The organism is Streptosporangium sp. NPDC053982 (assembly GCF_055585205.1).
In genome coordinates this window covers 84113-109700 of sequence record NZ_JBVJKQ010000022.1, presented here as the reverse complement: position 1 = coordinate 109700, position 25588 = coordinate 84113, and the positions used below count along the sequence as shown (strand labels likewise).

The window sequence follows — 25588 nt, the reverse complement described above, 5'->3', positions numbered from 1 at the left end:
GCGGCCCCGTGTCCGGACGACGGGCACCGGCCACGGGGACGGGCGGTGAGGACGGGCCGCGGGGACGGGCCCGAGGCCGGAGGGCCGCCGGTGACGCGGCCGGGTCAGGGCAGCCGCGTGCCCAGCAGCATCGAGGCCGCGGCGACCGCCATGCCGGTCAGCGCCGCCGCCACCACGAACCACTGGGTGACCTCCTGCTCGACCGTCTGGTAGCCCAGGGAGGTGCCGATCTGCTCGTAGACCTCCCGGAGCTGGCTGCCCGACTCCGCCTCGTAGGCGCGGCCCCCGGTGCCCTCCGACAGGCTCTGCAAGGTCGCCTTGTTCACCGGGACGTTGACGTCGCGGCCGTCGATCGTGACCGTGCCGTCCTGCGTGCCGTAGGCGATCGTGGAGACCGGGATCCGGGCCGAGGCCGCCGCCTCGACGGCCTCGGCCACCGTACGGCCGGAGGTGTTGTCGCCGTCGGACAGCAGCACGATCGCGGCGGGCGGCGGGTCGGTGACCGCCTGCTGGTCGAAGGAGCGGACGGAGTCGAGCGAGTTGAAGACCGCCTCCCCGATCGCGGTCCCGGCCCGGGTGCCGAGGTTGCCGATGGAGGTGTTGACCGCCTGGTGGTCGGTGGTGGGGGAGACCACGACCGACGCGGAACGGGCGAAGGCGACCACCCCGACGTTGAACCGTTCGGGCAGGTCCCTGACGAACTTCTGCGCGGCCTGCTTGGCGGCGGTGATCCGGTCGGGCGCGACGTCGCTCGCCTCCATCGACAGCGAGACGTCCAGCGCGATGATGATGGTGGCGCGGTCACGCGGGATCCGCACCGAGTCGGCCGGCCTGGCCGCGCCCAGCACCAGCAGCGACATCATCAGCAGGAACAGCGCGGGGGCGACGTGCCGGCGCCAGTCGGGCCCGGCCGGCGCGACCAGCGCCAGCAGCGGCAGGTTGGTGAAGCGCACCGCGTGGCGGCGGCGGGCGAACTGGGCGGCCACGTAGCCCGCCACGACCAGCGCCAGCGCGGCGAACAGCCACAGCCAGGCCGGAGAGAGGAAGGTCACCGTGCCACTCCTGACGTCGGATGCCGGTGCGCCAGGTGCGCCGTGCGCCGCTGCCGCAGGACGAACTGGGCGATGTCGAGGAGCCAGTCGCGGTCGGTCCGCAGCACCAGGTGCGCCGCGCCGCAGCGGCGCAGCGCCGCGCGGGTCGCCGCGCGCTGGGCGGCGGCCGCCTCGGCGTAGGCCGCCCGCAGCCCGCCGGTGAGCCGGACCTCGCGGGTGCGCCCGCTCTCGGGGTCGACCAGGCTCACCAGGCCCACGCCGGGAAGCTCCAGTTCCCGCGGGTCGATCACCTCAACGGCCAGCACCTGGTGGCGGGCGGCCAGCCGGCGCATCGGCCGCTCCCAGGGCGGCTCCACGCGGGGGTCGAGGACGGGCTCGGCGCCCAGGAAGTCGGAGACGATCACCCGCAGCCCGCGGCGGCGCCGTACCGAGGCGAGCACCCCGACCGCTTCGGCGAGATCGGGGGCGCCGGCGACGGGGCGGCCCCGGGGGGCCTCCGCCAGCGAGTGCAGGAGCCCGTAGAGGGCGGGGCGGCCGCTCCTGGCGGGCATCCGGTGAATGTGCTCGTCGTGCAGGACGTAGGCGCCGAAGCGGTCGCCGATCCGCCCGGCCAGGAACCCGATCGCGCCGATCGCGGCGACCACGAGGTCGCGTTTCTCCATGACGGCGGTGCCGAAGTCCATGCTGGGCGACAGGTCGGCCAGCGCCCAGGTCTCCAGCTCCCGGTCGGCGATCAGATCCCGCACGTGCGGGACGCCCGTGCGGGCGGTCACCGCCCAGTCCATGCGGCGGATGTCGTCCTCACCGGGGACGTAGACGCGGCTGTCGCCGGCCTCGCTGCCCGGACCGGGGATGAGCCCCTCGTAGGAACCGTGCAGCAGGCCGTCCAGCCGCCGCACGATGGTCAGCTCCAGCTGTTTCAATGGCGACGCTACGCGTCGCGGCTCGGGGGTTGTACTCATTGCGACGCTGCGCGTCGCGGCTCGGGGGCTCTTACCCGGTGTCTTCCCTCGTCGTTCACTCGCTGCGCTCGCTCTCTCCTCAGTCCAGACACCGGCGCCCCCTCGCGGTTTTCCCGGTCGTTGATCCGAATGGCGGTTCCCCTGACCGGGTGCACATGACTTTGGTTTCTCTGGTCATCGGGCGGGCTGGTTCCAGACGACCAGGGGTGGGGGGACGGCGGTGAGGATGCGCCCGACGACGTCGTCGGGGTCCACGCCGTCGGCGAGGGCGTCGAAGGTGAGCATCAGCCGGTGGGACATCACGTCCACGGCCACGTCGCGGATGTCGTCGGGCAGCAGGTAGTCGCGGCCCCGGAGCAGGGCCAGGCCGCGTCCGGCCGCGACCAGGCCGAGGGTGGCGCGGGGGCTGACGCCGACCTCGATGCTGTCGGCCAGGTCGGCCAGGCCGTACTCGGAGGGCGAGCGGGTGGCCATCACCAGCCGGACGACGTAGTCGGCGACGAGCTGGTGCACCGAGACGCGGTCGGCCATGGCCTGAAGCCTCGTCAGCCGCTCGGGGTCCAGGACCGGTTTGGGGGCGGGCGGGGTGACGCTCATGCGGTGCAGGATCTCCAGCTCCTCCTGGGCGCTGGGATGGGAGACGCGGATCTTGAACAGGAACCGATCGCGCTGGACCTCCGGGAGCTGGTAGACGCCCTCGGACTCGATCGGGTTCTGGGTGGCCAGCACGATGAAGGGCCGCGGCAGAGGATGCGTCCGGCCGGCGAGGGTGACCTGCCGTTCGGCCATCACCTCCAGCAGCGCGGACTGCACCTTGGCAGGAGCGCGGTTGATCTCGTCGGCGAGCAGGAAGTTGACGAACACCGGGCCGAGCTCGACGTCGAAGGACTCCCGGGAGGGGTGGTAGACGCGCGTCCCGACGATGTCACTGGGCACCAGGTCCGGGGTGAACTGGATGCGGGCGAAATCACCGCCCACCACGGTGGCCAGCGTGGAGGCCGCGAGGGTCTTGGCGACACCCGGCACGCCCTCCAGCAGGCAGTGCCCGCGGGCGAGGAGCGCGACCAGCAGCCGCTCCACCATGCGCTCCTGGCCCACGATGACCCGCCGGACCTCGGCGAGGGCCTCGCGCAGCAGTCCGGTGTCGATCTCGCGCGGCAGTTCTTCGGCGACGGTCATGGTGACATTCCACCAAATGAAAACCCGCACCGCACGGCTGGGCGGGGGTATTTCGCCCGGTCTCCGCGTGGCCCGGTGCCGCGGCCCGCGTGGACCGCGCCCGGCGGCGGGCGTGTGCTTTCATGGCAGTCGTGGCCAGTCCGCTCCAGTACGGTGATCCGCCCCATCTCGGGCCCTTCGTCCTTCGAGCCCGCCTGTGGGCGGGGCCGGCCGGGCTCGTCTACCTCGGGCAGGGCCCCGACGGCCGGGCGGTCTCGGTCGCGGTGCTGACCAGGGGGGCGGCGCTGGACCCGGCGGCCCGCGACCGGTTCGTCACCGCGATCCGCGAGGCCGCGTCCGGCCGTTCGGGTGTACGGGGGTGGGTGGCCAGGGCCACCAGAGGCAGGACCGCGCTCGCCGCCGACGCTCCGCCGCGGGTCCTCGGGATGAACGGCGGGAGCGCGCCGTGGGTGGCCACGCCGTACGAGCCGTCCCGGGAGGGTGCCGAACGGTTCCTGGAGCCGGTGCTGGTGCGCGGCATGCTGATCGGCGAGCGGCACGGCCCGGACTTCGCGCCGTACTGGGTGAGCGACCGCGTGCCCGCGCTGCCCGGCCCGCCGAAACCCGCCCCGCCGCTCACCGAGTCCCGCCGGTCGGTGATCCTGGCGGGGGTGGCGCTGACGGTCCTGCTGACGCTGATGGCGGTGATGGCGTGGCTGCTGCTGAGCGCCGACGGTGAGACGCAGGCGCCGCGCAGGCCGTTGCCGGCGACCGTGTTCGTGCCGACCCCGCCGCCGGTCCCGGGCACCCCGGACCCGAACCGGCCCACCGTGTCGCCGTCGCCGTCCCCCTCGCAGAGCGGCACGGGCACCCCGAGCCCGAGAGAAGGAGACGAGGACGACGGCGCCCCCATCTGACCGCCCCCAGCCCATTGATTCCGGACCCGCTCAAGGGCGCCGCTGTCGAGACCCGCTCGGGGGCGCCGGTGTCTGGACTGAGGAGAGAGCGAGCGCAGCGAGCGAACGACGAGGGAAGACACCGGGTAAGAGCCCCCGAGCCGCGACGCGCAGCGTCGCCATTAATACAGCGTCGCCATCAGCAGGGCGAGACGAAGCCTGATTCGTAGGCGGTGATGACGGCCTGGGTGCGGTCGCGGGCATCCAGTTTGGTGAGCACGTTGCCCACGTGGGTCTTGACCGTCTCGACGCTCAGGGTCAGTTCGGCGGCGATCTCGCCGTTGGACAGGCCGCGCGTCATCAGTCGCAGCACGTCGCCCTCGCGTGCGGTCAGCCGTCCGATGCCGGGGACGGTGGCCCGCTCGTTGTCGCGCCGCGCGGCCAGGCGGCGGATGGCGGCGGGGAACAGCAGTGAGTCCCCGGCGGCGACGGCCCGGATCGCCTGGACGAGTTCGGCGGGGCGGGTGCGTTTGAGCAGGAAGCCGCTGGCCCCCGCGCGTAGCGCGTCGTAGACGTGGTCGTCGTTCTCGAAGGTGGTGACCACGATCACCTTGGGCGGTTCGGGAAGCGCGGCGAGCCGGCGGGTGGCCTGGATTCCGTCAACGGCGGGCATCCGTACGTCCATCAGCACCACGTCCGGCCGGTGCTCGCGCACGACGGGGATGACGGCGGCTCCGTCCGCGGCCTCGCCGACCACGGTCAGGTCGGGTTCGGAGTCGATGATGACCCTCAGGCCGGCCCGGATGAGGTCCTCGTCGTCGGCGATCACCACGCGCAGCGTCATGTGCCGACCCTAGGACGCCTCGGGCCGCACCCGGAAATCGCCCTCGGGGAACCCGGCCGGGCAGGGAACCGCACCCGGGAAGCCGGTCCCGACCGGAGCCGCACGCGCGGAACCGGGCCTCAGCCCGTGGAGGAGGCCGCCCGCTCCCAGGGGTCGCAGGCGCGGAACCGGGCCGGGAGGCTCGCCGTACCGTTTCTCCTCGCGGGAGACCGGCACGTCCATGGGCGGGGCGAGCCGCAGGAAAGGCAAGGCCGCGTACGGTGCGTCGTGCTGTGGGGGATCACCGTTCCCGGATAGGAATGCCGTGCTCATCGGTGAGGTGGAGGCCGGATGCGGGGGAAGTCCGGGGGCGGCAGAGGGAGGACGGGCCGCCCGGGACCGTTCCGGGGGTGGTGGTCGCGCGTGCGCGGAGCCGTCATCCCGCTGACCGCGGCCGTCGTCGTCGCTCTCCCGTCCGCGCAGGCCGTGGACGCCCTGCCCACGGGGACGGGGACCGCGGACGTCCGGCCCGTCCGGCCCGGGCCTCCCCGGAAGCCTCTCTACGTGACCGAGTCCGCTTCGGATCGCGTCTCGGTGATCGACACCGCGACCGACCGGATCATCGCCACGATTCCGGTCGGCAGGACGCCCATCAGGGCGGCGGTCGGTCCCGACGGCTCCCGTCTCTATGTCACCGACAACGGCGACGACACCGTGTCGGTGATCGACACCGCGACCGACGCCGTCGTCTCCGTCCTCCCTGTCGGGGAGGCCCCCTTCACAGCGGTGATCAGCCTCGACGGGACCCGCGCCTACGTCGCCAACCTGGGGTCGAGCACCGTATCGGTGATCGACCTGAGGAGCGGTGCGGTCGTCGACGACATCGACGCCGGCAGGTCGCCGCGCATCATGGGGATCAGCCCCGACGGCTCCCGCGTCTACGTCACCAGCGCGTACTTCGACACCATGGCGGTGATCGACACCGCCGCCGCCACCACCGTCGCCGTCGTCCAGGTCGGCAGGGACCCCCGCGGGGTCGCCGTCAGCCCCGACGGCTCCCGGGTCTATGTCGCCGCAAACAGCGACGACAGCGTGTCGGTCATCGACGCCGAGACCAACACCGTCATCACGACCATCCAGGTCGGGGACGCACCCGTCGGGCTGGCCGTCGGACGGATCATCAACGCCTTCATCGCTCCGAACGGGACACCGGCGAGCGGCCCGGTCCGGCGGCGGGACCGCGATCGCGCCGGCCTCCAGGGTGCCGGTACGGCCGGGCGGCGGGACGACGGAGCGGGTGGAGGAGAGGTGGGTGAAGAGGGGAGAAGCCGGATGGAGGTCCGTTCCGTCCAGCGGCAGCGCCAGGACACCGTGCTGGACGGCGGTCACCGGCCGCGCGGTCGGCGACACGTCGACGGCCGGTCAAAAGTTCGGATCGAAGAGCCAGGGACACGCCGTCGCGTCTCCGGCGGGGCGGCGCGCGGGCGTAAAAGGCATGACGTCGTCGAAGTGGGGCTCGCTCGATGAGCAGAACGATGGGAAGCCGCCATCCCGAGCCGTTCGGACGATGCCGGGTCACCGGGTGGGCGTCCTGTGCGTGGCGGGTGATCGTCTTCACGGTCGCGGTGACCGTCCTGACGGTGCCGGCCGCGGCTCCCGCCCTGCCTGAGCCGGGCACGGGCGTCCGGGAGGTCGCCTACGTGGTGAACTTCGGTGAGGACACCGTCTCGGTGATCGACGTCGCGACCCGCGCCGTCATCGCGACCATCAAGGTCGGCCAATCTCCGGGCGGGGTGGCGATCGCACCGGACGGGAGACGTGCCTACGTCACCGGATTCGGCACGGGCACCATGTCGGTGATCGACACCGCGACGAACACCGTCACCGCGAGTATCAAGACCGGTAACTTGACCTCCAAGATAGTGATCACCCCCGACGGCCGCCGTGTCTACGTCGGCGACTTCAGCGGGGGCACCGTGTCGGCGATCGACACCGCGACGAACGTCGTCCTCGCCTCCATTCCCATCGGACCGACCCCCCTCTACATGGTGATCACCCCCGACGGCCGCCGTATCTACGTCTCGGACCTCGCCGCGGGCACCGTGGCGGTGATCGACACCGCGACGAACACCGTCGTCGGCACCATCCGCGTCGGTCCCCGCCCCTTCGGGATGGCGATCACCCCCGACGGCCGCCGCGTCTACGTCACCGACGTCAAGGAGAACACCGTGTCGGTGATCGACACCGCGACCGACACCGTGACCGGTGTCATCGAGGTCAAGCGGATCCCCCGGAACCTGACGATCACCTCCGACGGGACGCGCCTCTACACCAGCAGCGGATACCTGGACGCGGTGTCGGCGATCGACACCCGGGAGGGTGCGCAGGTCGGCATGTTCAAGGTCTTCGGCTCACCCTACGGGCTGGACGTCACCGCCGACGGTTCCCGGGTCTACGTCGCCAACGCCGACAGGAGCACCGTGTCGGTGGTGGATCCCCGGACCGGCGCGGTGGTCGCCGCCATCCCTGTGGGGAAGACCCCCCTCGACCTGACCATCAGCTGGATCCCCGGCCGTCCCACCGGCCGCGGGAGCCGGGGCCGGGAGCCGTACGGCCCACCCATCGCACCACCCATCGCACGGCCCACCGCACCGTCCACCGTGCCGACCGCCGTCCGGGACGAGGGGACGACGGGACGCCAGAGCGGCCGCCAGACCGGTCGCGGCCGGGCGGAGATCCGCTCCGTCCAACACCAACGCCAGACCATCACCCTGACCCACAAAACCCGCAAACACCACCGCTACCGCCACCCCCGTCCCTCATCTCCCCGAAAACCATCCCCCAGCCGTTCCCGCGAGGGCCACCCCAGCAACCCCAACCGAGCCGTCCACCCCAATCGAGGAGCGCACCGCCATCCAAACCGAGGAGGCCGGAAGAGCCCGCTCGGGGGCGCCGGTGTCTGGACTGAGGAGCGGAGGAGCGAAGCGACGGAGTGACGAGGGAAGACATCGGGTAAGAGCCCCCGAGCCGCGACGCGCTAGCGTCGCAATGAGCAGGGTATGGGCGTTACCGTGACCGAACTTCGCCAGAGCAATCCCGCGGAACCCGGCATCGTGCGCCGGCGCAGGGGCCGCGGGTTCAGCTACCGGTACGCGGACGGCCGTCCCGTGCGTGACCGCCGTACCCTCGACCGGATCCGGGCGCTGGTGCTTCCGCCCGCCTGGACCGACGTGTGGATCTGCCGCCGGCCCGACGGGCACATCCAGGCGGTGGGCACCGACACCGCGGGCCGCCGTCAGTATCGCTACCACGACGACTGGCGCCGGGAGCAGGACCGGCTGAAGTTCGACCGGGTGGTGGAGATGGCGGAGCGGTTGCCGCGGTTCCGTGAGCGGGTCGCCGAGCATCTGGGGCAGCGGGGGCTGACGCGGGAGCGGGTGCTGGCGGCCGCGGCCCGGATGCTCGACATCGGCTTCTTCCGGGTCGGCGGGGAGGCGTACGAGTCGTTCGGGCTGGCCACGCTCCGCATGGAGCACGTCACCTGTTCGGCGGGCCATGTCGTCTGTTCCTATCCGGCCAAGGGCGGCAAGCAGCGGGAGGTGGAGATCATGGACGCGGACGTGTGCAAGGTGGTCACCGCCCTGCACCGGGCCGCGGAGGAGGGGGAGCTGCTGCGCTACCGGGACGGTTCCCGCTGGGTGGACGTGCGCAGCGACGACATCAACGCCTATCTGCGCGAGATGCTGGAGGCGGAGGTCTCGGCCAAGGATTTCCGTACCTGGCACGGGACGGTCCTGGCGGCCGTGGGGCTGGCGGTCTCCGTCCGCGCCCGGTCCAGGACCGGGCGGAGGCGGGCGGTGAGCCGGGTGGTGAACGAGGTGGCGGGGTATCTGGGCAACACCCCGGCCGTCGCACGCGCCTCCTACATCGACCCGCGTGTCATCGAGGCGTACGAGAGGGGGCGGACCATCGGGCCGGCCCTCGGGAGGCTCGGCGCCGACGCGGCCTTCGGGCAGCTGGCCACGCACGGCGGCGTGGAGCGGGCGGTGATCTCCCTGCTGCGGGACTCGGCCGGGAGGGCCCGTGAGAAGGCGCGTCGCGAGAGGCGCCGGCGCCGGCGCCGCGCGGAAGCCGGGAACGCGTGAGGGCCGGGCCGTACGGGAGCCAGGCCGTACGGGAGCCGGCGCCGGGTGGGAGGCGGGGTCGCATGAAAGGCGGTGACGCGGGCAGGGAGCCGAGGGAAGAGGGGAAAGAGGGGAAGAGGTGATTCCGATGCCGGCACGGAAGGAAATGCCGTCCACCATCCGGCGTTCTCCCAAGAAGGCGCAGGAGACCTGGAGCAAGGCCCATGACTCGGCGGTGGAGACCTACGGCGAGGGGGAGCGGGCGCACCGTACGGCGTTCTCGGCGCTGAAGCACTCCTTCGAGAAGGTCGGCGACCACTGGGAGGAGAAGGGCCGCAAGGGGCCTTCCGACTCCCAGGCGGCCAAGAGCACTCCCAAGCGCGGCAAGACCGCCGAGGGGGTCGACGCGGCTGCGTCCAAGCAGCACCTGTACGAGGTCGCCAAGCGCCTGGACGTGTCCGGACGCTCCTCGATGAGCAAGGAGGAGCTGGTGGACGCGATCAAGAAGGCCAACCGGAGGGCCACGGCGAAGTCCCGTTGAGGGGCCGGATGCCCGCGTGACGGCCGTGCGCCGTTCACGCGGGTCTCTGTGTTACGGAGATTCTTTTCCTTCTCCGCTATAAATCGCACACCGCCGGACATGGGGACTCCGTGTGCCGACAGGCTCGGTACGCCGAAGTGATCGCCACACGGAAGGGAATGACGTCATGACGGACGTGTCGAGCATGGGGTCGCAGCCGGGTGACGAGCACCCGACGCTGACGAATCGGCAGGGACACCCGGTCTATGACAACCAGAACCAGCGCACGATCGGCGCGCGGGGCCCGGCGACCCTGGAGAACTACCAGTTCCTGGAGAAGGTCAGTCACTTCGACCGGGAGCGCATCCCCGAGCGGGTGGTGCACGCCCGGGGGACGACCGCCTACGGCTTCTTCGAGGCGTACGGCAAGCTGGGTGACGAGCCGATCAGCCGGTTCACCAGGGCGAAACTCTTCCAGGAGGCGGGTAAGCGCACCGACGTCGCCGTGCGCTTCTCCACGGTGATCGGCGGCCGCGACTCCTCGGAGGCGGCCCGCGACCCGCGCGGGTTCGCGGTGAAGTTCTACACCGAGGACGGCAACTGGGATCTCGTCGGCAACAACCTGGCCGTCTTCTTCATCCGGGACGCCATCAAGTTCCCCGACGTGATCCACGCGCTCAAGCCGGACCCGGTGACGTTCCGGCAGGAGCCCAACCGGATCTTCGACTTCATGTCGCAGACGCCGGAGAGCATGCACATGCTGGTGAACCTGTTCAGCCCGCGGGGCATCCCGGCCGACTACCGGCACCAGCAGGGCTTCGGGGTCAACACCTACAAGTGGGTCAACGCCGAGGGGGTGACGCACCTGGTGAAGTACCACTGGATGCCCAAGCAGGGCGTGCGGAGCATGACGGCGGCGGACGCGGCGGCCGTGCAGGCGCAGGAGCTGGGTCACGCCACCAAGGACCTGCGTGACTCCATCGACCGCGGTGACTTCCCCGAGTGGGAGCTGCTGGTGCAGATCATGTCGGACGACGACCACCCCGAGCTGGACTTCGACCCGCTGGACGACACCAAGGTCTGGCCGGAGAACGAGTTCCCGGCGCTGCCGGTCGGCCGGATGGTCCTCGACCGCAACGTGCAGAACAACTTCGCCGAGAACGAGCAGATCTCCTTCGGCACCGGCGTGCTGGTCGACGGGCTCGACTTCTCCGACGACAAGATGCTGGTCGGCCGGACGTTCTCCTACAGCGACACCCAGCGCTACCGGGTGGGGCCGAACTACCTGCAGCTGCCGGTGAACCAGGCGAAGAACGCCAGGGTGCGGACCAACCAGCGCGACGGCCAGATGGCCTACTACGTCGACGGCGAGGGGGAGAACCCGCACGTCAACTACGAGCCGTCCATCACCGGCGGGCTGCGTGAGGCGCAGTACCCGACCCACGACGAGCAGGGGCCGGTCGTCTCCGGGCGGCTGACCCGTAAGCGCATCCCGCGGACCGACGACTACACCCAGGCCGGTCAGCGCTACACGCTGATGGAGGAGTGGGAGCGCGACGACCTGGTGCTGAACTTCGTCACCATGCTGTCGCAGGCCGAGCGTCCCATCCAGGAGCGCATGGTCTGGCACTTCCTGATGGTCGACGACGACCTGGGCCTGCGCGTCGGCGAGGGGCTGGGGATCGGGCCGGAGGACGTCGCCCATCTGGAGCCGCTGGCCACCCAGGACCTGAGCGAGGAGGAGCTGGAGCGGCTGTCCAACCTGGGCAAGAACGGGCCGCGTGACGTGAACGGCCTGAAGATGACGCACGGCGTGCCCAACGAGCGGGCGCGGATGGCCGAGACGGCCTGACGGCCGCCGGATCCGGCGGCCGGACGAGAGGTCCGGGCGCCGGGCCCGGTGCCCCCTCGCGGGCTCATTGCGACGCTGCGCGTCGCGGCTCGGGGGCTGGTAACCGGTGTCTTCCCTCGTCTCTCCGTCGCTTCGCTCCTGCGTTCCTCAGTCCAGACACCGGCGTCCCCTCGCGGGCTCATTGCGACGCTGCGCGTCGCGGCTCGGGGGCTGTTGAGCCGGTGTCTTCCCTCGTCTCTCCGTCGCTTCGCTCCTGCGTTCCTCAGTCCAGACACCGGCGCCCCCTCGCGGGCGTTTCGCGGAGTTTGCCGCCATTGCGCCGGGGCAGACGATCTCGGTGCCCCAATCCCCCCATCTCCAGAGGTTCGTGCCGCCCACCCAGGACCTGCGGGTCCGCTGGCGGCTGTCCGCTACGGAGTTCCTGTTCACGCCGCTGCTGATGGTGGTCGGGTTCGTCGGGCTGGCCGCGGTGTCGGTCTTCGCCGACATCGCCCTGTCGAGGTCGCACGGGGTCGTCCACGACGTCTTCCTGCGGCTGTTCCCGCACGCCAACCTGCTCAGGATGCTGAGTGTGATCGCCTCGGGCCTGGTGACGGTGACCACGCTCACGCTGTCGGCGCTACTGGTGGCGATCTCCCACACGTCCACCTCGGTCGCGCCGGTGGTCTTCGACCAGTTCCTGCGGCGCAGAGCCAACCAGGCGTACTTCGGCTACTTCGCCGGTTGCGCGACCTTCACCTACCTCGTGATGGCCGTCTCACGCCCGGAGTGGGTCGGGGTGGGGGCGATGCTGGCGGTCACGCTGGCCGCCGGGGCGCTGGTCCTGCTGGTGTTCATGGGCTACGGCGTGATCGACCAGATGCGGCCCACCTCCGTGGTGCGCTCGATCCAGGACCTCGCCATCCGGGCCAGGATGCGCCAGATGCCGCTGGTGGCCCGCTCCCGCCGCAGGCGGACGCTGGACGGTGAGCCGACCCCGGTGACCACTCGCGAGACGGGCTACGTGATCGACATCGGTACGGCCCGCCTGCAGGAGCTGCTGGGCGGAACCGGGGACGAGATCGAGGTGGAGTTCCGGGTGCGGATCGGCGACCTGCTCGCCTACGGCGACACCGTCGCCCACATCCGGGGCGGGGAGGCCGGGCACCGCGCCCACGTCGCCGACAACGTCCTGTCGTGCGTCACGATCGACCGGTCCCGTAACGCCGGCGTCGACCCCGACCATGCCGTCGAGCAGCTCGGTCACGTCGCCTGGGCCGCCAACTCCACCCGGCAGAACCCCGACGTGGCGGTGGCGGCGATCGGCGCCCTGCGGGACCTGTCGGCGCGGTGGGCGGCGGCGGGCGTGCCGGACGCCGAACTGTACGGCGGGCCGCTGCCGGTGGTCTACGAGGACGTGGCGCAGCGGCGGATCGTCACCGCGCTGGTGGACCTGGTGGTGGTGAGCACCTCCTCCCGGCAGCATCAGACGTGCGCGGCGGCGCTGTCCACCCTCGCCGACATCCTGCCGCAGCTGGAGGGCCGGGACCGCGACGTGGCGGTCAGGAGCCTGCAGCGGGCGCTGCCCGCGACGCTGTCGCATGTGGCGAGCGTGGAGATGGGACAGGGCCTGGCCAAGCTGCGGGCCGCGCTGGACGCGATCGGCCAGGAGGACCTGGCCGACGAGGTGCGAGAGATGGGGCCGAGGCTGGCCAGGGAGAGCGGGCTGGGGGAGGAGGACGACATGGCCGGCTCCTTCGACGACCAGGCGCCGACCGGCCCGATGTCGTTCCGGTTCCGTTAGACGGGCAGAGGCGCGGAAACAACTGGCAAATTAGCGTGATTTTTCGCCTTAAAAGGTATGAACGCATGCCGAGTGGGAACGCGACCCGGAAGCCGAGTCGTGAATCATTACATCTTTCACTGTCATTGGATCGTCTATGTCTGTACAGAGCAACGTCGTGCCCATCATCCACTGGTCCCGCCGCTCCCTGTGCCTGAAGGAGGACCCGGAGCTCTTCTTCCCCGTCTCCTTCGAAGGCCCCGGCCGGGCGCAGTGCGAGCAGGCCAAGGCCGTCTGCGGCCGCTGCCCCGTCAAGCGGCGCTGCCTGGACTACGCCCTGAACACCCAGCAGATGGACGGGATCTGGGGCGGCACCACCCCCGACGAGCGCAGGGCGCTGGCGGTGGTGCGCCGCAGAGCCGCGGCGAAGGCCGGGACGAGGACGAGGGCGGGTGCCGCCGGCCGGAACTGACCCGCCCCCGGCGGTCCGCCGCCCCCGGCGGGGCGGCCTTCCTTCGTCCCCGCCTCACGGGGAGGGTTCCCCACACGCCGAGCCCTCGCCGGGGCCTCTCGGTTCGGGCCTCCTCGCCCGGGTCCCCTCAGCCCGGCCCTTCCCGGCCGGTGAGCTCGGCCAGCCGCGCCGCGTTGCGCTGTGAGCCGTCACCCCAGTAGTTGTTGAAGATCACGTGAGTGGCGGCGGCCCGAGCCGACAGCAGCCGGGCGTTCTCCGCCCACCGCGCCAGCTCCTCCTCGGAGTACAGGTAGGCGAAGCGCTCCTCCTTCGTCCCGTCCGCCCACCGCTCGGAGTGACCGTGCAGACGGACCACCGCCAGGTCGGCGGAGGTCACGGCCAGCACCGGCGGGACCGACGACGGGTGCCCCTGGGGCATGTCGACGCAGACGTAGGGGATCTCGTGCGAGGCGAGGAACTCCAGGGTCTCCTCGCGGTTGCCCTCCGGCTCCATCCAGGTCCGGTTGCGGAACTCCACGCAGACGCGCATCGGACGGCAGCGCTGTACGCAGTCGAGGATGTAGCGCCGCTGGGCCGCGCCGATGGTGAACCACGGGGGGAACTGGAACAGGACCGCCCCCAGCTTGCCCGCCTCCTGCAGCGGCGCCAGCGCCGACAGGAACCGCTGCCAGACCTCCTCGGTGATCTCCGGGCCGACGTCGCGCAGGTAGAGGTTGCGCTTGGCCGTCCCGACGCGGTCGCGCAGGTCGGCGTAGAGGGACCGGGGCGGGGTGGGGTGGTCGGTCAGCAGCGAGAACGCCTTGATGTTGAAGGTGAAGTCCGGCGGCGTCCGGTCCCGCCAGGCCTCCACCGTCCGCTGGGCGGGCGGGTGGTAGTAGGTGGCGTCCACCTCGACGATCGGGAACTGCGAGGCGTAGTAGGCCAGCCGTTCGGCCGGGGTGGAGACCCCCTCGGGATACCAGCCCGACTCCAGCAGCGACCGGTCGGTCCAGGAGGCCGTGCCGGCCAGGATCCGGCCCGCCCCGGGCCGCCGGGCGGCGGGCGGCGGGGAGGCGTGCGGGAAGGAGGGCGGTGTCGTCATGCCCGCATCCCTGCCCCGCGGCGCGGCCGCGTCACCCGTCCCGGGGATCCCAACGGAGGCCTTCCGTCACCGGCGCCACGCCGGGGCCTCCGGTCGGATCCGGGCCGGAGGCGGCAGGCCCTGACATGGGCGGGCCGGCGTCCTGGGCGACGGCCCGGGACGCCGCGGTCACGGCCGCCTGCCGATCCCGGTGCTCAGCTCGCCGGTCCGCGCCGGGCCGCCGGTCTCCGTCGACAGCGGCGGGGTCTCCATGCCCTCGACGCCCCGCAGGCCCTCGAACAGCTCCCGCAGGGCGTCGGCCGCGGTGTGGCGGGGCTGCCAGCCCAGCTCGGTACGGGCCCGGGTGACGTCCATGACCGGCATCTTCAGCACCATGTCCACCAGGGCGGGCGAGGCCGGGATCAGCCGCGCGTACCAGGCGGTCGCCGCCGTTCCCCTGAGGACCCAGTCGGGCACCGGCAGCAGCCTGGCGTCCAGCAGCTCGGCCAGCATGGACGGCTCGACGACCGGCTCGGCGGCGAGGTTGAAGGCCCCCGACACCGGCCGGGTGACCCCGAGCCGGAATGCCTCGCCGGCGTCCTCGCCGTGCACCGCCTGGAACCTCAGGCCCGGATTGTCCGGGACGAAGGGGATCAGGCCGGGCCGGACGAGTCGCTGGGGGATGAACGGCCCGCCGAACAGCCGCCGCTGCTCGGTCGCCGCCTCCCGCTTGAAGACGAAGCCCGGCCGCATCCGCACCACCCGGGTGTCCGGATGGTCCCGTTCGAAGATGTCGAGCACCCGCTCCACATAGGCCTTCTCCCGGCCGTAGGCGGCGCCGGGCCAGCCGTTGGTGGGCCAGTCCTCGCCGACCGGCCGGTTCTTCGGGCCAGGGGAGTAGGCGCCCACCGAGGAGGAGTAGACCAGGGCGGGGATCTTCTGCCGGGCGGCCGCCTCGAACACCCGGATGCTGCCCAGCACGTTGGAGCGCCAGGTCGTGACCGGGCTCCGGGTGGGCTGGAACAGCCAGGCCAGGTGCACCACGGCGTCCGCTCCCGCCAGGTGCGTGTCCAGGTCGCCGGTGGAGACGTCCACCGAGTGCCAGGTCGTCTTGTCGGGGCTCCAGTCCGGGATCCTGCGGGCCAGGCCGACGATGGATGTGACTTCGGGATCGGCGGCCAGGGCGGACACCGTGCTGGTGCCCACGTTCCCGGTGGCGCCGACGACTACTACGCGCATATGTACGGGACTGCCCCGGCATGGGCGATCGAACCCGTACCCGGGGAGGGCTTTGCCGTATGCGGCAGGGCGGCAGGGCTTCGCGACGCCTTCCCACCGGAGGGAGGTCCGCGCGGGACCTCGGAGCGGAGATGTGTCAGCCTGGAGGCATGGCGACAGCACGGTGGAACGGCGAGATCATCGCGCGGAGCGACGACACCCGGGTGGTGGAGGGCAACCACTACTTCCCGATCGAGTCGGTGTTCCCGCAGTACCTGAGGCCGTCGGAGACGACCACGGTATGCCCCTGGAAGGGGACGGCGAACTACTACACGCTGGAGGTGGACGGAAAGCAGAACCCCGACGCGGCGTGGTTCTACGCCGACCCCAAGCCCGAGGCCGCCCAGATCAAGGGACGGGTGGCCTTCTGGAGGGGCGTGGAGGTCACCGGCTGACACCCGGCGCCGGCCCGGTTCACCGTAAGGTAGCCGGGCCGATGAGGGTTCGAAGCCCGCCCCGGAGGAACTGTCGGTGGTATGGATGCATTCGCTCACGTCGATGCCTACTGGCGGGCGGCCAACTACCTGTCCGTCGGGCAGATCTACCTGCTCGACAACCCGCTGCTGTCCGAACCGCTGCGGCCCGAGGACATCAAACCCCGGCTGCTGGGCCACTGGGGCACCACGCCGGGGCTGAACTTCTGCTTCGCCCACCTCAATCGGATCATCACCGAGCGCGACCAGGACATGATCTACGTCATCGGCCCGGGCCACGGCGGCCCGGCGGCGGTCGCGCACTCCTGGCTGGAGGGCACCTACACCGAGAGGTACCCCCACATCCAGCAGGACGCCGAGGGGATGCGGCGGCTGTTCCGGCAGTTCTCCTTCCCCGGCGGCATCCCGAGCCACGTCGCGCCCGAGGTGCCCGGCTCCATCAACGAGGGCGGCGAACTGGGCTACTCGCTGGCCCACGCCTTCGGCGCCGCCTTCGACAACCCCGGCCTCGTGGTGGCCTGCGTGGTCGGCGACGGCGAGGCCGAGACCGGCCCGTTGGCCACGAGCTGGCACTCCAACAAGTTCCTCAACCCCGCCCGGGACGGCGCCGTACTCCCGATCCTCCACCTCAACGGCTACAAGATCGCCAATCCGACGGTCCTGTCCCGCATCCCCGAGGAAGAGCTGATCAAGCTCATGGAGGGGTACGGCTACCGCCCGCACGTCGTCGCGGGCGACGACCCGGCCGTCATGCACCCGCTGATGGCCGAGACCCTGGACCGGGTCTTCGACGAGATCGCCGAGTTCAGGGACGGCCGCGCCGAACGCCTCCCGATGATCATCCTGCGCACACCCAAGGGCTGGACGGGCCCCCGCGAGGTGGACGGCCTGCCGGTCGAGGGCACCTGGCGCTCCCACCAGGTGCCGCTGACCGGGGTGCGCGACAACGCCGACCACCGGCACGCCCTGGAGGAGTGGATGCGCTCCTACCGGCCGGGGGAACTGTTCGGCGCCGACGGCCGGCCCGTGCCGCAGGTGCTGGAGACGGTGCCCGCCGGGCCGCTCCGGATGAGCGCCAACCCGCACGCCAACGGCGGCGAGCTGCTGCGCCCGCTCACGCTGCCCGACTTCCGTGACCACGCCGTCGAGGTCAAGGCCCCGGCGACGCAGCTCACCGAGCCGACCCGGGTGCTGGGCGCCCTGCTGCGCGACGTCATCGCCGCCAACCCCGAGAACTTCCGGCTGATGGGGCCGGACGAGACCGCCTCCAACCGGCTGTCGGCCGTCTTCGAGGTCACCGACCGGGCCTGGGACTCGCGGATCCTCGACACCGACGAGAACCTCGGCCCCGAGGGCCGGGTGATGGAGGTCCTCAGCGAGCACCTGTGCCAGGGATGGCTGGAGGGCTACCTGCTGACCGGCCGGCACGGACTGTTCAACTGCTACGAGGCGTTCATCCACATCGTCGACTCGATGTTCAACCAGCACGCCAAGTGGCTGGAGTCGTCACAGAAGATCCCCTGGCGGCGGCCGATCGCCTCGCTGAACTACCTGCTGTCGTCGCACGTCTGGCGTCAGGACCACAACGGCTTCAGCCACCAGGACCCCGGCTTCCTCGACGTGGTGATGAACAAGAAGCCCTCGGTGGTGCGGATCTACCTGCCGCCGGACGCCAACACCCTGCTGTCGGTCGGCGACCACTGCCTGCGCTCGCGCGACTACGTCAACCTCGTCGTGGCGGGCAAGCAGCCGGTGCTCGACCTGTTCACCATGGAGCAGGCGATCGCGCACTGCACCCGGGGGCTGGGCATCCTGGAGTGGGCCTCCACCGACGAGGGGTCCGAGCCCGACGTGGTCATGGCCTGCGCCGGGGACGTGCCGACGCTGGAGACCCTGGCCGCCGTCGCGCTGCTGCGCGAGCACCTGCCCGAACTGCGGGTGCGGGTGGTCAACGTCGTGGACCTGATGCGGCTCCAGCCGCCGTCGGAGCACCCGCACGGCATGACCGACGCCGAGTTCGACACGCTGTTCACCACGGACAGGCCGATCATCTTCAACTTCCACGGCTACCCGCTGTCGATCCACCGGCTCACCTACCGCCGCAACGGCCACGACAACATCCACGTCCGGGGCTACAAGGAGGAGGGCACCACCACCACGCCCTTCGACATGGCGATGCTCAACGACATCGACCGTTTCCACCTGGTCATGGACGTCGTCGACCGGGTTCCCGGCCTCGGCTCCACCGCCGCCCACCTGCGCCAGCGGATGGCCGACGAGCGCCTGCGCGCCCGCGCCCACACCCGCGAGCACGGCGAGGACCCGGCCGACATCCGCGACTGGGCCTGGCCCTACTGACCCGCCGGGTCGGCCGCCGTACGGCGAGGACGCCGTACCGCGAGGACACCGTACGGAGGACCGGCGGCCGGGTGCCGGTCCTCCGTACGGCCGGCGACCCATGACCGCCGGGGCCGGCCGTTCGGGGGCCGCCCCGGCGGCCCCGCCATACGGTAAACCCGCCACCGCCATCGCCTGACCAGCGGAAATGCAGCGGGGACATCTTCTCGAACCTCCTTCTACGGTGAGTTGACCGCCGGACGAGTTCCGTGTCGCACGAGGCCCGCCCGCGAGAGACGCCCCGGGCCGCCGGGTGACCGTTCTTGGAGGATGACCGCATGGATGTGAAGGACTCCGCGTTGCGGGCCGAGCTGGACCGACGGCTCGTCGCCCTCGAACACGACGAGTCGGACGACCCGGCGCACGCGCCCCTCGCCGCGGCCGACCTGTGGCTGCTGGCCGCCATCGTCGTGGCCATGACGATCGCCGGATGGGTGATGGCCTGATGTCGGCCGAGGAAGACGTCACCAGGGAGGCGACCTTCGGGTCGCTGCCCGTGCTGCGCGGCGAGCGGGTCTGGAACTTCACCGACTTCACCTGGGTGAACGTCGGCCTGGCGATCGCGACGTGGGCGTTCCTCGTCGGCGGCTCCACGGCCGCGCTGGTGGGCTTCCAGAAGGGCCTGGCAGCGATGATCATCGGCAACGCCATCGGCGTCGCCGTGATGCTGCTGGGCAGCGTCGTCTCCAGCCAGCGCTACGGCGTGGAGCAGTACACGCTGCTGCGCAGCGTGTTCGGGTTCGGCGGGGTCGCCGTCCTGGTGTTCACCGTCGTGCTCTTCACCGAGATGGGCTGGTCGGCGCTGCTCGGCGTCATGTTCGGGCGGGCCACCACGCAGGTCTCCAACCAGGTGTTCGGCACCGACATCGGCCCCAACGCGCTGCCGGTGACCATCCTGGCCCTCCTCGCGCTGGCGATCGCCTGGATCGTGCTGGCCAAGGGCCCGCTGACGATGCGCTTCCTCAACCGCATCGTCGCACCCGGCCTGGCCGTGCTGACCGTCGGCATGATCGTGCTGGTGCTCACCAAGACCTCGTGGAACGACCTGCTTGCGGCCCAGCCGCTGAACCCGTTCCCCAGCGAGGGACTGAACTTCGCCCTCGCCGTCGAGTTCAACCTCGGCGTCGGCCTGTCGTGGTGGCCGGTCATGGGCAGCCTGGCCCGCCTCACCGACCGCCCGCGCAGCGCCCTGTGGCCGGGCTTCATCGGCCTGTTCGGCGCGACGATCGTGGCCCAGGTCGTGGGCATGGCCGCCGCGCTGACCCTCGGCGACCCCGACCCCACCGTGTGGATGGTCCCCCTCGGCGGCAAGTGGCTCGGCATGCTGGCGCTGCTGTTCATCGCCTTCGCCAACCTCACGAGCCTCACCTCCATCGTCTACTCCACCTGCCTGGCGCTACGGCAGGCAGGCGGCGAGATGCTGGCGAGATTCCGCTGGGAATGGCTCACCGGAGGCTTCTTCCTGCTCCCGGCGATCATCAGCTTCTGGCCGAACCTGCTGTACGACCGGTTCCTGGTCTTCGTCACCTGGAGCGGCGCCTTCCTTGCGGCGATCTGCGGCACCGTCATCGCCGACTACTTCGTGGTGCGCCGCCAGCGGCTGGACCTGCGCGGCCTGTACGCGCACCGCGCCGCCAGCCCGTACCACTTCACCGGCGGCTTCAACCTGGCCGGGCTGATCTCCACCGCGCTGGGCGCCGTCGCCTACGTGGTGCTGTACAACCCGCAGACCCTCGACACGCAGCCCGCCTTCAACTGGCTCACCGCCTCGGTGCCCGCCGTGATCGTCGCCGCGGTCTCGCACATCGTCCTCAGCCGCGCGCTCAACCGCCGGCACCTCGCCCCCGCCGCCCCCGCCGCCCCCGTCGTCCCCGCCGCCGGAGCGGCCCCCGCCACCGCGCAGAAGGAGTCCTGATGTCCAGAACCGCCCTGGCGGCCGTGCACGACGGCCGCGGCAACCGCCTGGAGATCAAGGAGATCCAGGTGGCCGACCCCGGCCCCGGCGAGGTCCTGGTACGGCTCGGCGCCTCCGGCGTGTGCGGCTCCGACCGGCACGTCCTGGACGGCGAGTGGAACCTTCCCTCCCCGACGGTGATGGGCCACGAGGGCGCCGGCATCGTGGAGGCGGTCGGCGAGGGCGTCACCGATGTGGCCCCCGGCGACAGCGTCATCCTGTCGTGGTACTACCCCTGCCGCCGCTGCCGCGCCTGCGCGGCCGGCAAGGCGTGGGCGTGCACCGGCACCCGGGCGCCCGAGTGCCTGCTGCCCGACGGCACCACCCGGCTGCGCGACGGCGACGGCGACGGCGTCGTCTACCCCTACCTCGCGGTGGGCACGATGAGCGAGTACACCGTCGTGCCCGAGTCGGCCGCGGTCCGCATTCCCTCCGAGGTGCCGTTCGACGTCGCCAGCCTGATCGGCTGCTCGATCACCACCGGTGTCGGAGCGGTCGTCAACAACGCCAGGGTGCCCGCCGGCTCCTCGGCCGTCGTCGTCGGCTGCGGCGGCGTGGGCCTGGCGGTGATCATGGGCCTGGCACTCGCCGGGGCCCACCCGATCATCGCGGTGGACACCGCCGAGGAGAAGCTGGCCGCCGCCCGCTCCTTCGGCGCCACCCACACCCTGCGCGCCGGCGACGACGTCGCCGCCCAGGTGTCCGAGCTGACCGGCGGCGGCGCCGACTACGCCTTCGAGGTGATCGGCCGCGTCGAGACCATCGAGACGCTGCCGTCGCTGCTGGCGTCCGGCGGCGTCGGGGTCCTCGTCGGGTTGCCGCCCGAGGGGGCCAAGGCCGGCATCGACGTGCTGGAACTGGCCGAGACGGGCAAGACCCTCATCGGCTCCAACTACGGCGGAGCCGTGCCGAGCCTGGACTTCCCGCGGCTGGCCGAGCTCTATCTCGCGGGTAGGCTGCCGCTGGACTCCCTCATCTCGCACCGCATCCGGCTCGACGAGGTTAACGAGGCGTTCGACGCGATGCGCGACGGCACCCGCACCCGCAGCGTCATCGTCTTCGACTGACACCACCCCCGCCCCCTCACGGCCCCGCGAGGGGGCGCCGGCGTCTGGACCCGCCCGCTCGGGGGCGCCGGTGTCTGGACTGAGGAGCGCAGCCGCGGAGCGGCGGAGTGACGAGGGAAGACGCCGGGTAAGAGCCCCCGAGCCGCGACGCGTCAGCGTCGCCATGAGTACGGGGCGCCGGTGTCTGGACTGAGGGGCGCCGCGAGGGGCGCCGGTGTCTGGACTGAGGAGCGCAGCCGCGGAGCGGCGGAGTGACGAGGGAAGACATCGGGTCAAGAGCCCCGAGCCGCGACGCGCAGCGTCGCCATGAACAGGGAGCGCAGCGAGTGAACGACGAGGGAAGACGCCGGGTAAGAGCCCCCGAGCCGCGACGCGCCAGCGTCGCAATGAACACGGTCACCCTCGGGGCCGTTCAGCTCCGGTCGGCGCACGGCGACGTCGCCGCCAACCTGGAGGCGATCGAGGACCTCACCGCCGCGGCCGCCGCGGTCGGCGCGAGGGTGGTCGTGACCCCCGAGATGGCCCTGACCGGCTACCTGTGGTCCTCCGAGGAGCATGTGCGGCCCTTCGCCGAGCCGGTGGACGGGCCGTCTGTGCGGCGGCTCACCCGGCTGTGCCGTACCACCGGGGCCTGGCTGGTGCTCGGCATGCCCGAACTCGACCCCGATCTGGGCACCCTGCACAACACGTGCGTGCTCATCGGCCCCGACGGGCCGGCCGGCTCCTACCGCAAGGCCCAGGCGTTCGTCGCCGACCCCCTGTGGGCGGTCGACGGTCACCTGCCGCCGCCGGTGTGGGACACCCCTGCGGGCCGTGTCACCCCGTTGATCTGCGCCGACGCCGACTACCCTGAGCCGGCCCGGTACGCCGCGCTACGCGGCGCCGACTGGATCGCGCTGCCCACCGCCTGGGTGGCCGAACCCGGCCCCAGCGCCACCTGGCGACTGCGAGCCTGGGAGAACGGCCTGCCGCTGGTCGCGGCCGACCAGGCCGGAGCCGAGACCCTCGCCGGCAACTCCTTCCAGTTCAGCGGCGGAAGCTGCGTGCTCGACCACACCGGGGCCGTCGCCGCCGCCCTGGACGACGGCTCCGGATTCGTCGTCGCCACCCTCGACCTCGACGCCGCGGCCGCCGCGCGCCACCGGCGGCTGGCCGCCCGGCGGCCGGCGGAGTACGGCCCACTGGCCCGCTCGACCGTCTGGCCGCGCGCCGACCGCGAGGCGCTGACCACGCCACCCGGCGGTGTGCCCTCGTCCGGTGGGGCGTTTTCGCCCGGCGGGGCGTCTTCAGTCGAGACCGAGACCGAGACCGAGACCGAGACCGAGACCGTGTCCAGGACCGGGACCGTATTCGAGACCGGGGACACGACCGGGGCCGGGGCCGGAGAGGGGCGGACGGTGGGCGTCGCCGTACTGGCCGGGCCCGCCGGTGATCTGCCCGCTCCGCCCGAGGGCACCGACCTCGCCGTGCTGCCCGCCTTCCACCTGACCGGTGGCGTCCCCGACCCGGGCCGGGCCCGGCCCGCGCTGGAGGAACTGCGCGCCTGGTGCGAACGGCACCGCTGCGAAGCGGTGACCGCGCTGGCCGTACCCGGCGACGACGAGAGGGGCGCGGAGATCGCTCGCGGGACGGAGATCGCGGACGACCCGGGCGGCGCGGACGGCCCGCGGGGTCCGGTCCGGTACGCGGTCACGCTCGTCACCCCCGGCGGAGAGGCCGCCCGCCGCCACGTCACCCATCTGGGCGCGCACGCCGCCTGGGCCGAGCCGGGCGACGAGCCGCCGATGGCCGTCACCCGGCCGTGGGGCTCCCTCGGGCTGCTGGCGGGGGAGGAACTGGAGCCCTTCGAACCCTCACGGGTGCTCGCGGTGCTCGGCGCCGACGTCCTCGCGGTGCCCGCCGCGGTGGACTGGCCGTATCCGGTGCCCTTCCCCGGCACCCGGGTCCCGCTGAACCCGGCCGTACTGCGCGACCCCGAACCCGCCTTCGCCCACCCCGCCCGGTTGCGCGCCGGGGACTCCCACATCTGGATCGCCCTGGCCAACGCCGGCGTGACGCCCGGCGGCGTCTTCGGCCCCGACCATGTCACGGTGCCCCGCGAGGAGGCGCTGAACACGGGGATAGGCTGGACGAGACTGCGGTGCGCGGTGCGGGGCACGAACGGCGCGGGGGAGACGTGCGCGGTGAAACCGCAGCTGGCACGGCGTCGGACCGACCTGTTCGGCGCGGAGATGCTGCGACGGCCCCGCTGACCGGCGGCCGCCGGGGCGGCCGCGCGGAGGGCGGTGGAAAGCCATGGCGGTGACGATCCGGCGACTGCTGGCCAACGCCCGCCTCGGACTGCGGGTGGTCCTGGGCCACGAAGGGCTCGACCAGCCGGTGCGCTGGGTGGCGGTGTCCGAGCAACCCGACCCCACACCCTGGCTCGACGGCGCCGAACTGCTGCTGACCAGCGGCATGTGGTTGTGCGACCAGGCCGACCCCGCCGCGACGGCCGAGCGGTGGGCGGCCCGGCTCGCCGAGGCCGGAGCCCGAGCCGTCGGCTTCGGCCTCGACCCCTGGTTCCCCGAAGTCCCCGCCGAGATCGTCCAGGCCACCCGCCGCCACCGGCTGACGCTGATCGAGGTCCCGAGCCGCACGCCGTTCGTCGCGGTGGACCGGGCCGTGGCCGACCTGAACGCCACCGAGGCGCGGCGCGAGGCCGAGCAGGCCAGGAAAGTGCAGCAGCAGCTCGCCGAGGCCGGATACGCCGGACGGCAGGCCGTGGCCGACCGGCTGGCGCGGGAACTGCACGGCTGGGTCGCCGTGCTGGACGCCGGGCACGCCGTGGCACTGCGCGCGCCCACCGGCGCAGGCCCCGCCGCCGAGGCGCTCACCGATCTGGCCCGCCAGGGCGACCGATCAGGGCGGCACATCCTTCAGGTCGAGCTGGACGGGGTGCCGGTGACCGCGGTCCCGCTGGGCCCGGCCCGCGGCCGGCGCGGCACGCTCTGCGTCGGCGCGCTCGCGGTCGGCGAGCGGCCCATGTGGGCCGCCGGGATCATCGGCACCGCCGCCGCCCTGCTCACCGTGCTCGACCGGGGCGGAGAACGCGAGCTGCGCCGTACGGTCGCCGGGCTGCTGGCCGAGGGCGACGCCCGTTCGGCCGCGCGGGTGGCCGCGGTGGCGGACCTGCCGCTGCCCGGGGAGTTCGCAGCCGTCACGCTGGTCGGCTCCGGCCGCCGCCGCGCCGCCGAACGGATCGTGGCGGCCGGCGGCTGGGCGGCGGGCGACGGCCGGTCCGGCACGGTCGTGCTCGTCATCCCAGGGTTCACCGAGGAACGGCTGGAATCCCTGCTCGACGGCGCCCGCGCCGGGATCGCCACGCCCAAGCCGCTCGACGGGATCCCGGCCGGTATCCGCGAGTCCGGACTGGCCGCCCAGCTGACCCGCCCCGACCGGCCGGCGGTGTGCTACGCCGACACGCCCGCGATGGAGCTGGACCGGCTGCTGGCGTCACCCGAGGCGGAGCGGTTCGCGGACGCGCTGCTCGCGCCCGTGACCGAGGCGGCCGATGGCGAGACGCTGATCGCCGCCGCCCGGGCATGGGTCGCGGCCAACCACCACTGGGACCCGGCCGCCGCCGCGACGGGCGTGCACCGCGAGACGCTGCGCGCCCGGCTGCGCCGCCTGGCGAACCTGACCGGCCTGGACCTGGACTCACCCACCGACCGCCTCGCCCTCGCTCTGTTGATGGCGACGCTGGCGCGTCGCGGATAGTGCTCATGGCGACACTGC

Annotated in this window: 21 protein-coding genes; 15 read left to right on the top strand and 6 right to left on the bottom strand. The window is 72.2% G+C overall.

Annotated features, from left to right (window positions below):
- Window positions 1–104: 104 nt before the first annotated feature.
- The 3 genes from ACZ6W9_RS33645 to ACZ6W9_RS33635 form a co-directional block, all read right to left on the bottom strand.
- Entirely contained in the window at window positions 105–1052 is a 948-nt protein-coding gene (locus tag ACZ6W9_RS33645) for a VWA domain-containing protein (protein ID WP_389968620.1), read from the bottom strand.
- Window positions 1049–2014, bottom strand: coding sequence for a DUF58 domain-containing protein (locus ACZ6W9_RS33640; RefSeq protein ID WP_389968618.1), 966 nt, complete (start codon window positions 2012–2014; stop codon window positions 1049–1051). Before ACZ6W9_RS33640 ends, ACZ6W9_RS33645 begins: the two co-directional genes overlap by 4 nt.
- Before the next feature lie 174 nt (window positions 2015–2188).
- On the bottom strand, window positions 2189–3193 hold the full coding sequence (locus ACZ6W9_RS33635) for an AAA family ATPase (RefSeq protein ID WP_362944382.1): 1005 nt from the start codon (window positions 3191–3193) through the stop codon (window positions 2189–2191).
- Window positions 3194–3315: 122 nt separating this feature from the next.
- Between ACZ6W9_RS33635 and ACZ6W9_RS33630 the strand changes: the two genes are divergently transcribed.
- The gene (locus ACZ6W9_RS33630) at window positions 3316–4089 is read left to right on the top strand and encodes a hypothetical protein (RefSeq protein ID WP_389968616.1); all 774 of its coding nucleotides are present in this window, start codon (window positions 3316–3318) and stop codon (window positions 4087–4089) included.
- A gap of 178 nt (window positions 4090–4267) precedes the next feature.
- On the opposite strand, the gene ACZ6W9_RS33625 is transcribed toward ACZ6W9_RS33630, so the two are convergent.
- Window positions 4268–4912 carry a response regulator transcription factor gene (locus ACZ6W9_RS33625; RefSeq protein ID WP_389968614.1) on the bottom strand — a complete coding sequence of 215 codons (645 nt, stop codon included), beginning with the start codon at window positions 4910–4912 and terminating at the stop codon, window positions 4268–4270.
- A gap of 402 nt (window positions 4913–5314) precedes the next feature.
- On the opposite strand from ACZ6W9_RS33625, the gene ACZ6W9_RS33620 reads away from it, so the two are divergent.
- The 7 genes from ACZ6W9_RS33620 to ACZ6W9_RS33590 all read left to right on the top strand — a co-directional run bounded on the left by ACZ6W9_RS33620 (window position 5315) and on the right by ACZ6W9_RS33590 (window position 13621).
- The gene (locus ACZ6W9_RS33620; protein ID WP_470121373.1) at window positions 5315–6418 is read left to right on the top strand and encodes a YVTN family beta-propeller repeat protein; all 1104 of its coding nucleotides are present in this window, start codon (window positions 5315–5317) and stop codon (window positions 6416–6418) included.
- Window positions 6415–7887: a YVTN family beta-propeller repeat protein gene (locus tag ACZ6W9_RS33615; RefSeq protein ID WP_470121371.1), complete on the top strand. Its 1473-nt coding sequence runs from the start codon at window positions 6415–6417 to the stop codon at window positions 7885–7887. The genes ACZ6W9_RS33620 and ACZ6W9_RS33615 overlap by 4 nt, the downstream gene beginning before the upstream one ends.
- A 63-nt stretch (window positions 7888–7950) precedes the next feature.
- The gene (locus tag ACZ6W9_RS33610; protein WP_470121369.1) at window positions 7951–9036 is read left to right on the top strand and encodes a DNA topoisomerase IB; all 1086 of its coding nucleotides are present in this window, start codon (window positions 7951–7953) and stop codon (window positions 9034–9036) included.
- 127 nt (window positions 9037–9163) lie between these two features.
- Window positions 9164–9556 (top strand): ChaB family protein, encoded by a 393-nt coding sequence (locus tag ACZ6W9_RS33605; protein WP_389968606.1) that lies wholly within the window; start codon window positions 9164–9166, stop codon window positions 9554–9556.
- 166 nt (window positions 9557–9722) lie between these two features.
- A complete protein-coding gene (locus ACZ6W9_RS33600; protein WP_389968604.1) occupies window positions 9723–11387 on the top strand; it encodes a catalase in 1665 nt (554 codons plus the stop codon).
- 337 nt (window positions 11388–11724) lie between these two features.
- Window positions 11725–13170 (top strand): DUF2254 family protein, encoded by a 1446-nt coding sequence (locus tag ACZ6W9_RS33595; protein ID WP_470121366.1) that lies wholly within the window; start codon window positions 11725–11727, stop codon window positions 13168–13170.
- Window positions 13171–13306: 136 nt separating this feature from the next.
- A complete protein-coding gene (locus ACZ6W9_RS33590) occupies window positions 13307–13621 on the top strand; it encodes a WhiB family transcriptional regulator (protein ID WP_362944398.1) in 315 nt (104 codons plus the stop codon).
- Between the two features lie 127 nt (window positions 13622–13748).
- Here ACZ6W9_RS33590 and ACZ6W9_RS33585 read toward each other — a convergent pair whose 3' ends face one another.
- The gene (locus ACZ6W9_RS33585; protein ID WP_389968600.1) at window positions 13749–14702 is read right to left on the bottom strand and encodes a DUF72 domain-containing protein; all 954 of its coding nucleotides are present in this window, start codon (window positions 14700–14702) and stop codon (window positions 13749–13751) included.
- Window positions 14703–14870: 168 nt separating this feature from the next.
- Window positions 14871–15920 (bottom strand): NAD-dependent epimerase/dehydratase family protein, encoded by a 1050-nt coding sequence (locus ACZ6W9_RS33580; protein WP_470121364.1) that lies wholly within the window; start codon window positions 15918–15920, stop codon window positions 14871–14873.
- 149 nt (window positions 15921–16069) lie between these two features.
- Between ACZ6W9_RS33580 and ACZ6W9_RS33575 the strand changes: the two genes are divergently transcribed.
- From ACZ6W9_RS33575 to ACZ6W9_RS33545, 7 genes are all read left to right on the top strand, one after another.
- The gene (locus tag ACZ6W9_RS33575) at window positions 16070–16354 is read left to right on the top strand and encodes a DUF427 domain-containing protein (RefSeq protein WP_362944404.1); all 285 of its coding nucleotides are present in this window, start codon (window positions 16070–16072) and stop codon (window positions 16352–16354) included.
- 81 nt (window positions 16355–16435) lie between these two features.
- The gene (locus ACZ6W9_RS33570; protein ID WP_389968596.1) at window positions 16436–18751 is read left to right on the top strand and encodes a phosphoketolase family protein; all 2316 of its coding nucleotides are present in this window, start codon (window positions 16436–16438) and stop codon (window positions 18749–18751) included.
- A 317-nt stretch (window positions 18752–19068) separates the two neighbouring features.
- Window positions 19069–19236, top strand: coding sequence for a hypothetical protein (locus tag ACZ6W9_RS33565; RefSeq protein WP_362944408.1), 168 nt, complete (start codon window positions 19069–19071; stop codon window positions 19234–19236).
- Window positions 19221–20705, top strand: a complete 1485-nt coding sequence (locus ACZ6W9_RS33560; RefSeq protein WP_389968594.1) for a purine-cytosine permease family protein — start codon at window positions 19221–19223, stop codon at window positions 20703–20705. Before ACZ6W9_RS33565 ends, ACZ6W9_RS33560 begins: the two co-directional genes overlap by 16 nt.
- The gene (locus tag ACZ6W9_RS33555; protein ID WP_389968592.1) at window positions 20705–21811 is read left to right on the top strand and encodes an alcohol dehydrogenase catalytic domain-containing protein; all 1107 of its coding nucleotides are present in this window, start codon (window positions 20705–20707) and stop codon (window positions 21809–21811) included. Before ACZ6W9_RS33560 ends, ACZ6W9_RS33555 begins: the two co-directional genes overlap by 1 nt.
- A 386-nt stretch (window positions 21812–22197) precedes the next feature.
- Window positions 22198–24063, top strand: a complete 1866-nt coding sequence (locus ACZ6W9_RS33550; RefSeq protein ID WP_470121360.1) for a nitrilase-related carbon-nitrogen hydrolase — start codon at window positions 22198–22200, stop codon at window positions 24061–24063.
- 43 nt (window positions 24064–24106) lie between these two features.
- Entirely contained in the window at window positions 24107–25570 is a 1464-nt protein-coding gene (locus ACZ6W9_RS33545; protein WP_389968588.1) for a PucR family transcriptional regulator, read from the top strand.
- Window positions 25571–25588: the final 18 nt, after the last annotated feature.

Excerpts from the sequence above, each read along its gene's own strand:
- ACZ6W9_RS33640 (WP_389968618.1), bottom strand. The coding sequence starts at position 2,014 with ATGAGTACAACCCCCGAGCCGCGACGCGTAGCGTCGCCATTGAAACAG.
- ACZ6W9_RS33635 (WP_362944382.1), bottom strand. The coding sequence starts at position 3,193 with ATGACCGTCGCCGAAGAACTGCCGCGCGAGATCGACACCGGACTGCTG.
- ACZ6W9_RS33630 (WP_389968616.1), top strand. The coding sequence starts at position 3,316 with ATGGCAGTCGTGGCCAGTCCGCTCCAGTACGGTGATCCGCCCCATCTC.
- ACZ6W9_RS33625 (WP_389968614.1), bottom strand. The coding sequence starts at position 4,912 with ATGACGCTGCGCGTGGTGATCGCCGACGACGAGGACCTCATCCGGGCC.
- ACZ6W9_RS33615 (WP_470121371.1), top strand. The coding sequence starts at position 6,415 with ATGAGCAGAACGATGGGAAGCCGCCATCCCGAGCCGTTCGGACGATGC.
- ACZ6W9_RS33610 (WP_470121369.1), top strand. The coding sequence starts at position 7,951 with ATGGGCGTTACCGTGACCGAACTTCGCCAGAGCAATCCCGCGGAACCC.
- ACZ6W9_RS33605 (WP_389968606.1), top strand. The coding sequence starts at position 9,164 with ATGCCGGCACGGAAGGAAATGCCGTCCACCATCCGGCGTTCTCCCAAG.
- ACZ6W9_RS33600 (WP_389968604.1), top strand. The coding sequence starts at position 9,723 with ATGACGGACGTGTCGAGCATGGGGTCGCAGCCGGGTGACGAGCACCCG.
- ACZ6W9_RS33590 (WP_362944398.1), top strand. The coding sequence starts at position 13,307 with ATGTCTGTACAGAGCAACGTCGTGCCCATCATCCACTGGTCCCGCCGC.
- ACZ6W9_RS33585 (WP_389968600.1), bottom strand. The coding sequence starts at position 14,702 with ATGACGACACCGCCCTCCTTCCCGCACGCCTCCCCGCCGCCCGCCGCC.
- ACZ6W9_RS33580 (WP_470121364.1), bottom strand. The coding sequence starts at position 15,920 with ATGCGCGTAGTAGTCGTCGGCGCCACCGGGAACGTGGGCACCAGCACG.
- ACZ6W9_RS33575 (WP_362944404.1), top strand. The coding sequence starts at position 16,070 with ATGGCGACAGCACGGTGGAACGGCGAGATCATCGCGCGGAGCGACGAC.
- ACZ6W9_RS33570 (WP_389968596.1), top strand. The coding sequence starts at position 16,436 with ATGGATGCATTCGCTCACGTCGATGCCTACTGGCGGGCGGCCAACTAC.
- ACZ6W9_RS33565 (WP_362944408.1), top strand. The coding sequence starts at position 19,069 with ATGGATGTGAAGGACTCCGCGTTGCGGGCCGAGCTGGACCGACGGCTC.
- ACZ6W9_RS33560 (WP_389968594.1), top strand. The coding sequence starts at position 19,221 with ATGGGTGATGGCCTGATGTCGGCCGAGGAAGACGTCACCAGGGAGGCG.
- ACZ6W9_RS33555 (WP_389968592.1), top strand. The coding sequence starts at position 20,705 with ATGTCCAGAACCGCCCTGGCGGCCGTGCACGACGGCCGCGGCAACCGC.
- ACZ6W9_RS33550 (WP_470121360.1), top strand. The coding sequence starts at position 22,198 with ATGAACACGGTCACCCTCGGGGCCGTTCAGCTCCGGTCGGCGCACGGC.
- ACZ6W9_RS33545 (WP_389968588.1), top strand. The coding sequence starts at position 24,107 with ATGGCGGTGACGATCCGGCGACTGCTGGCCAACGCCCGCCTCGGACTG.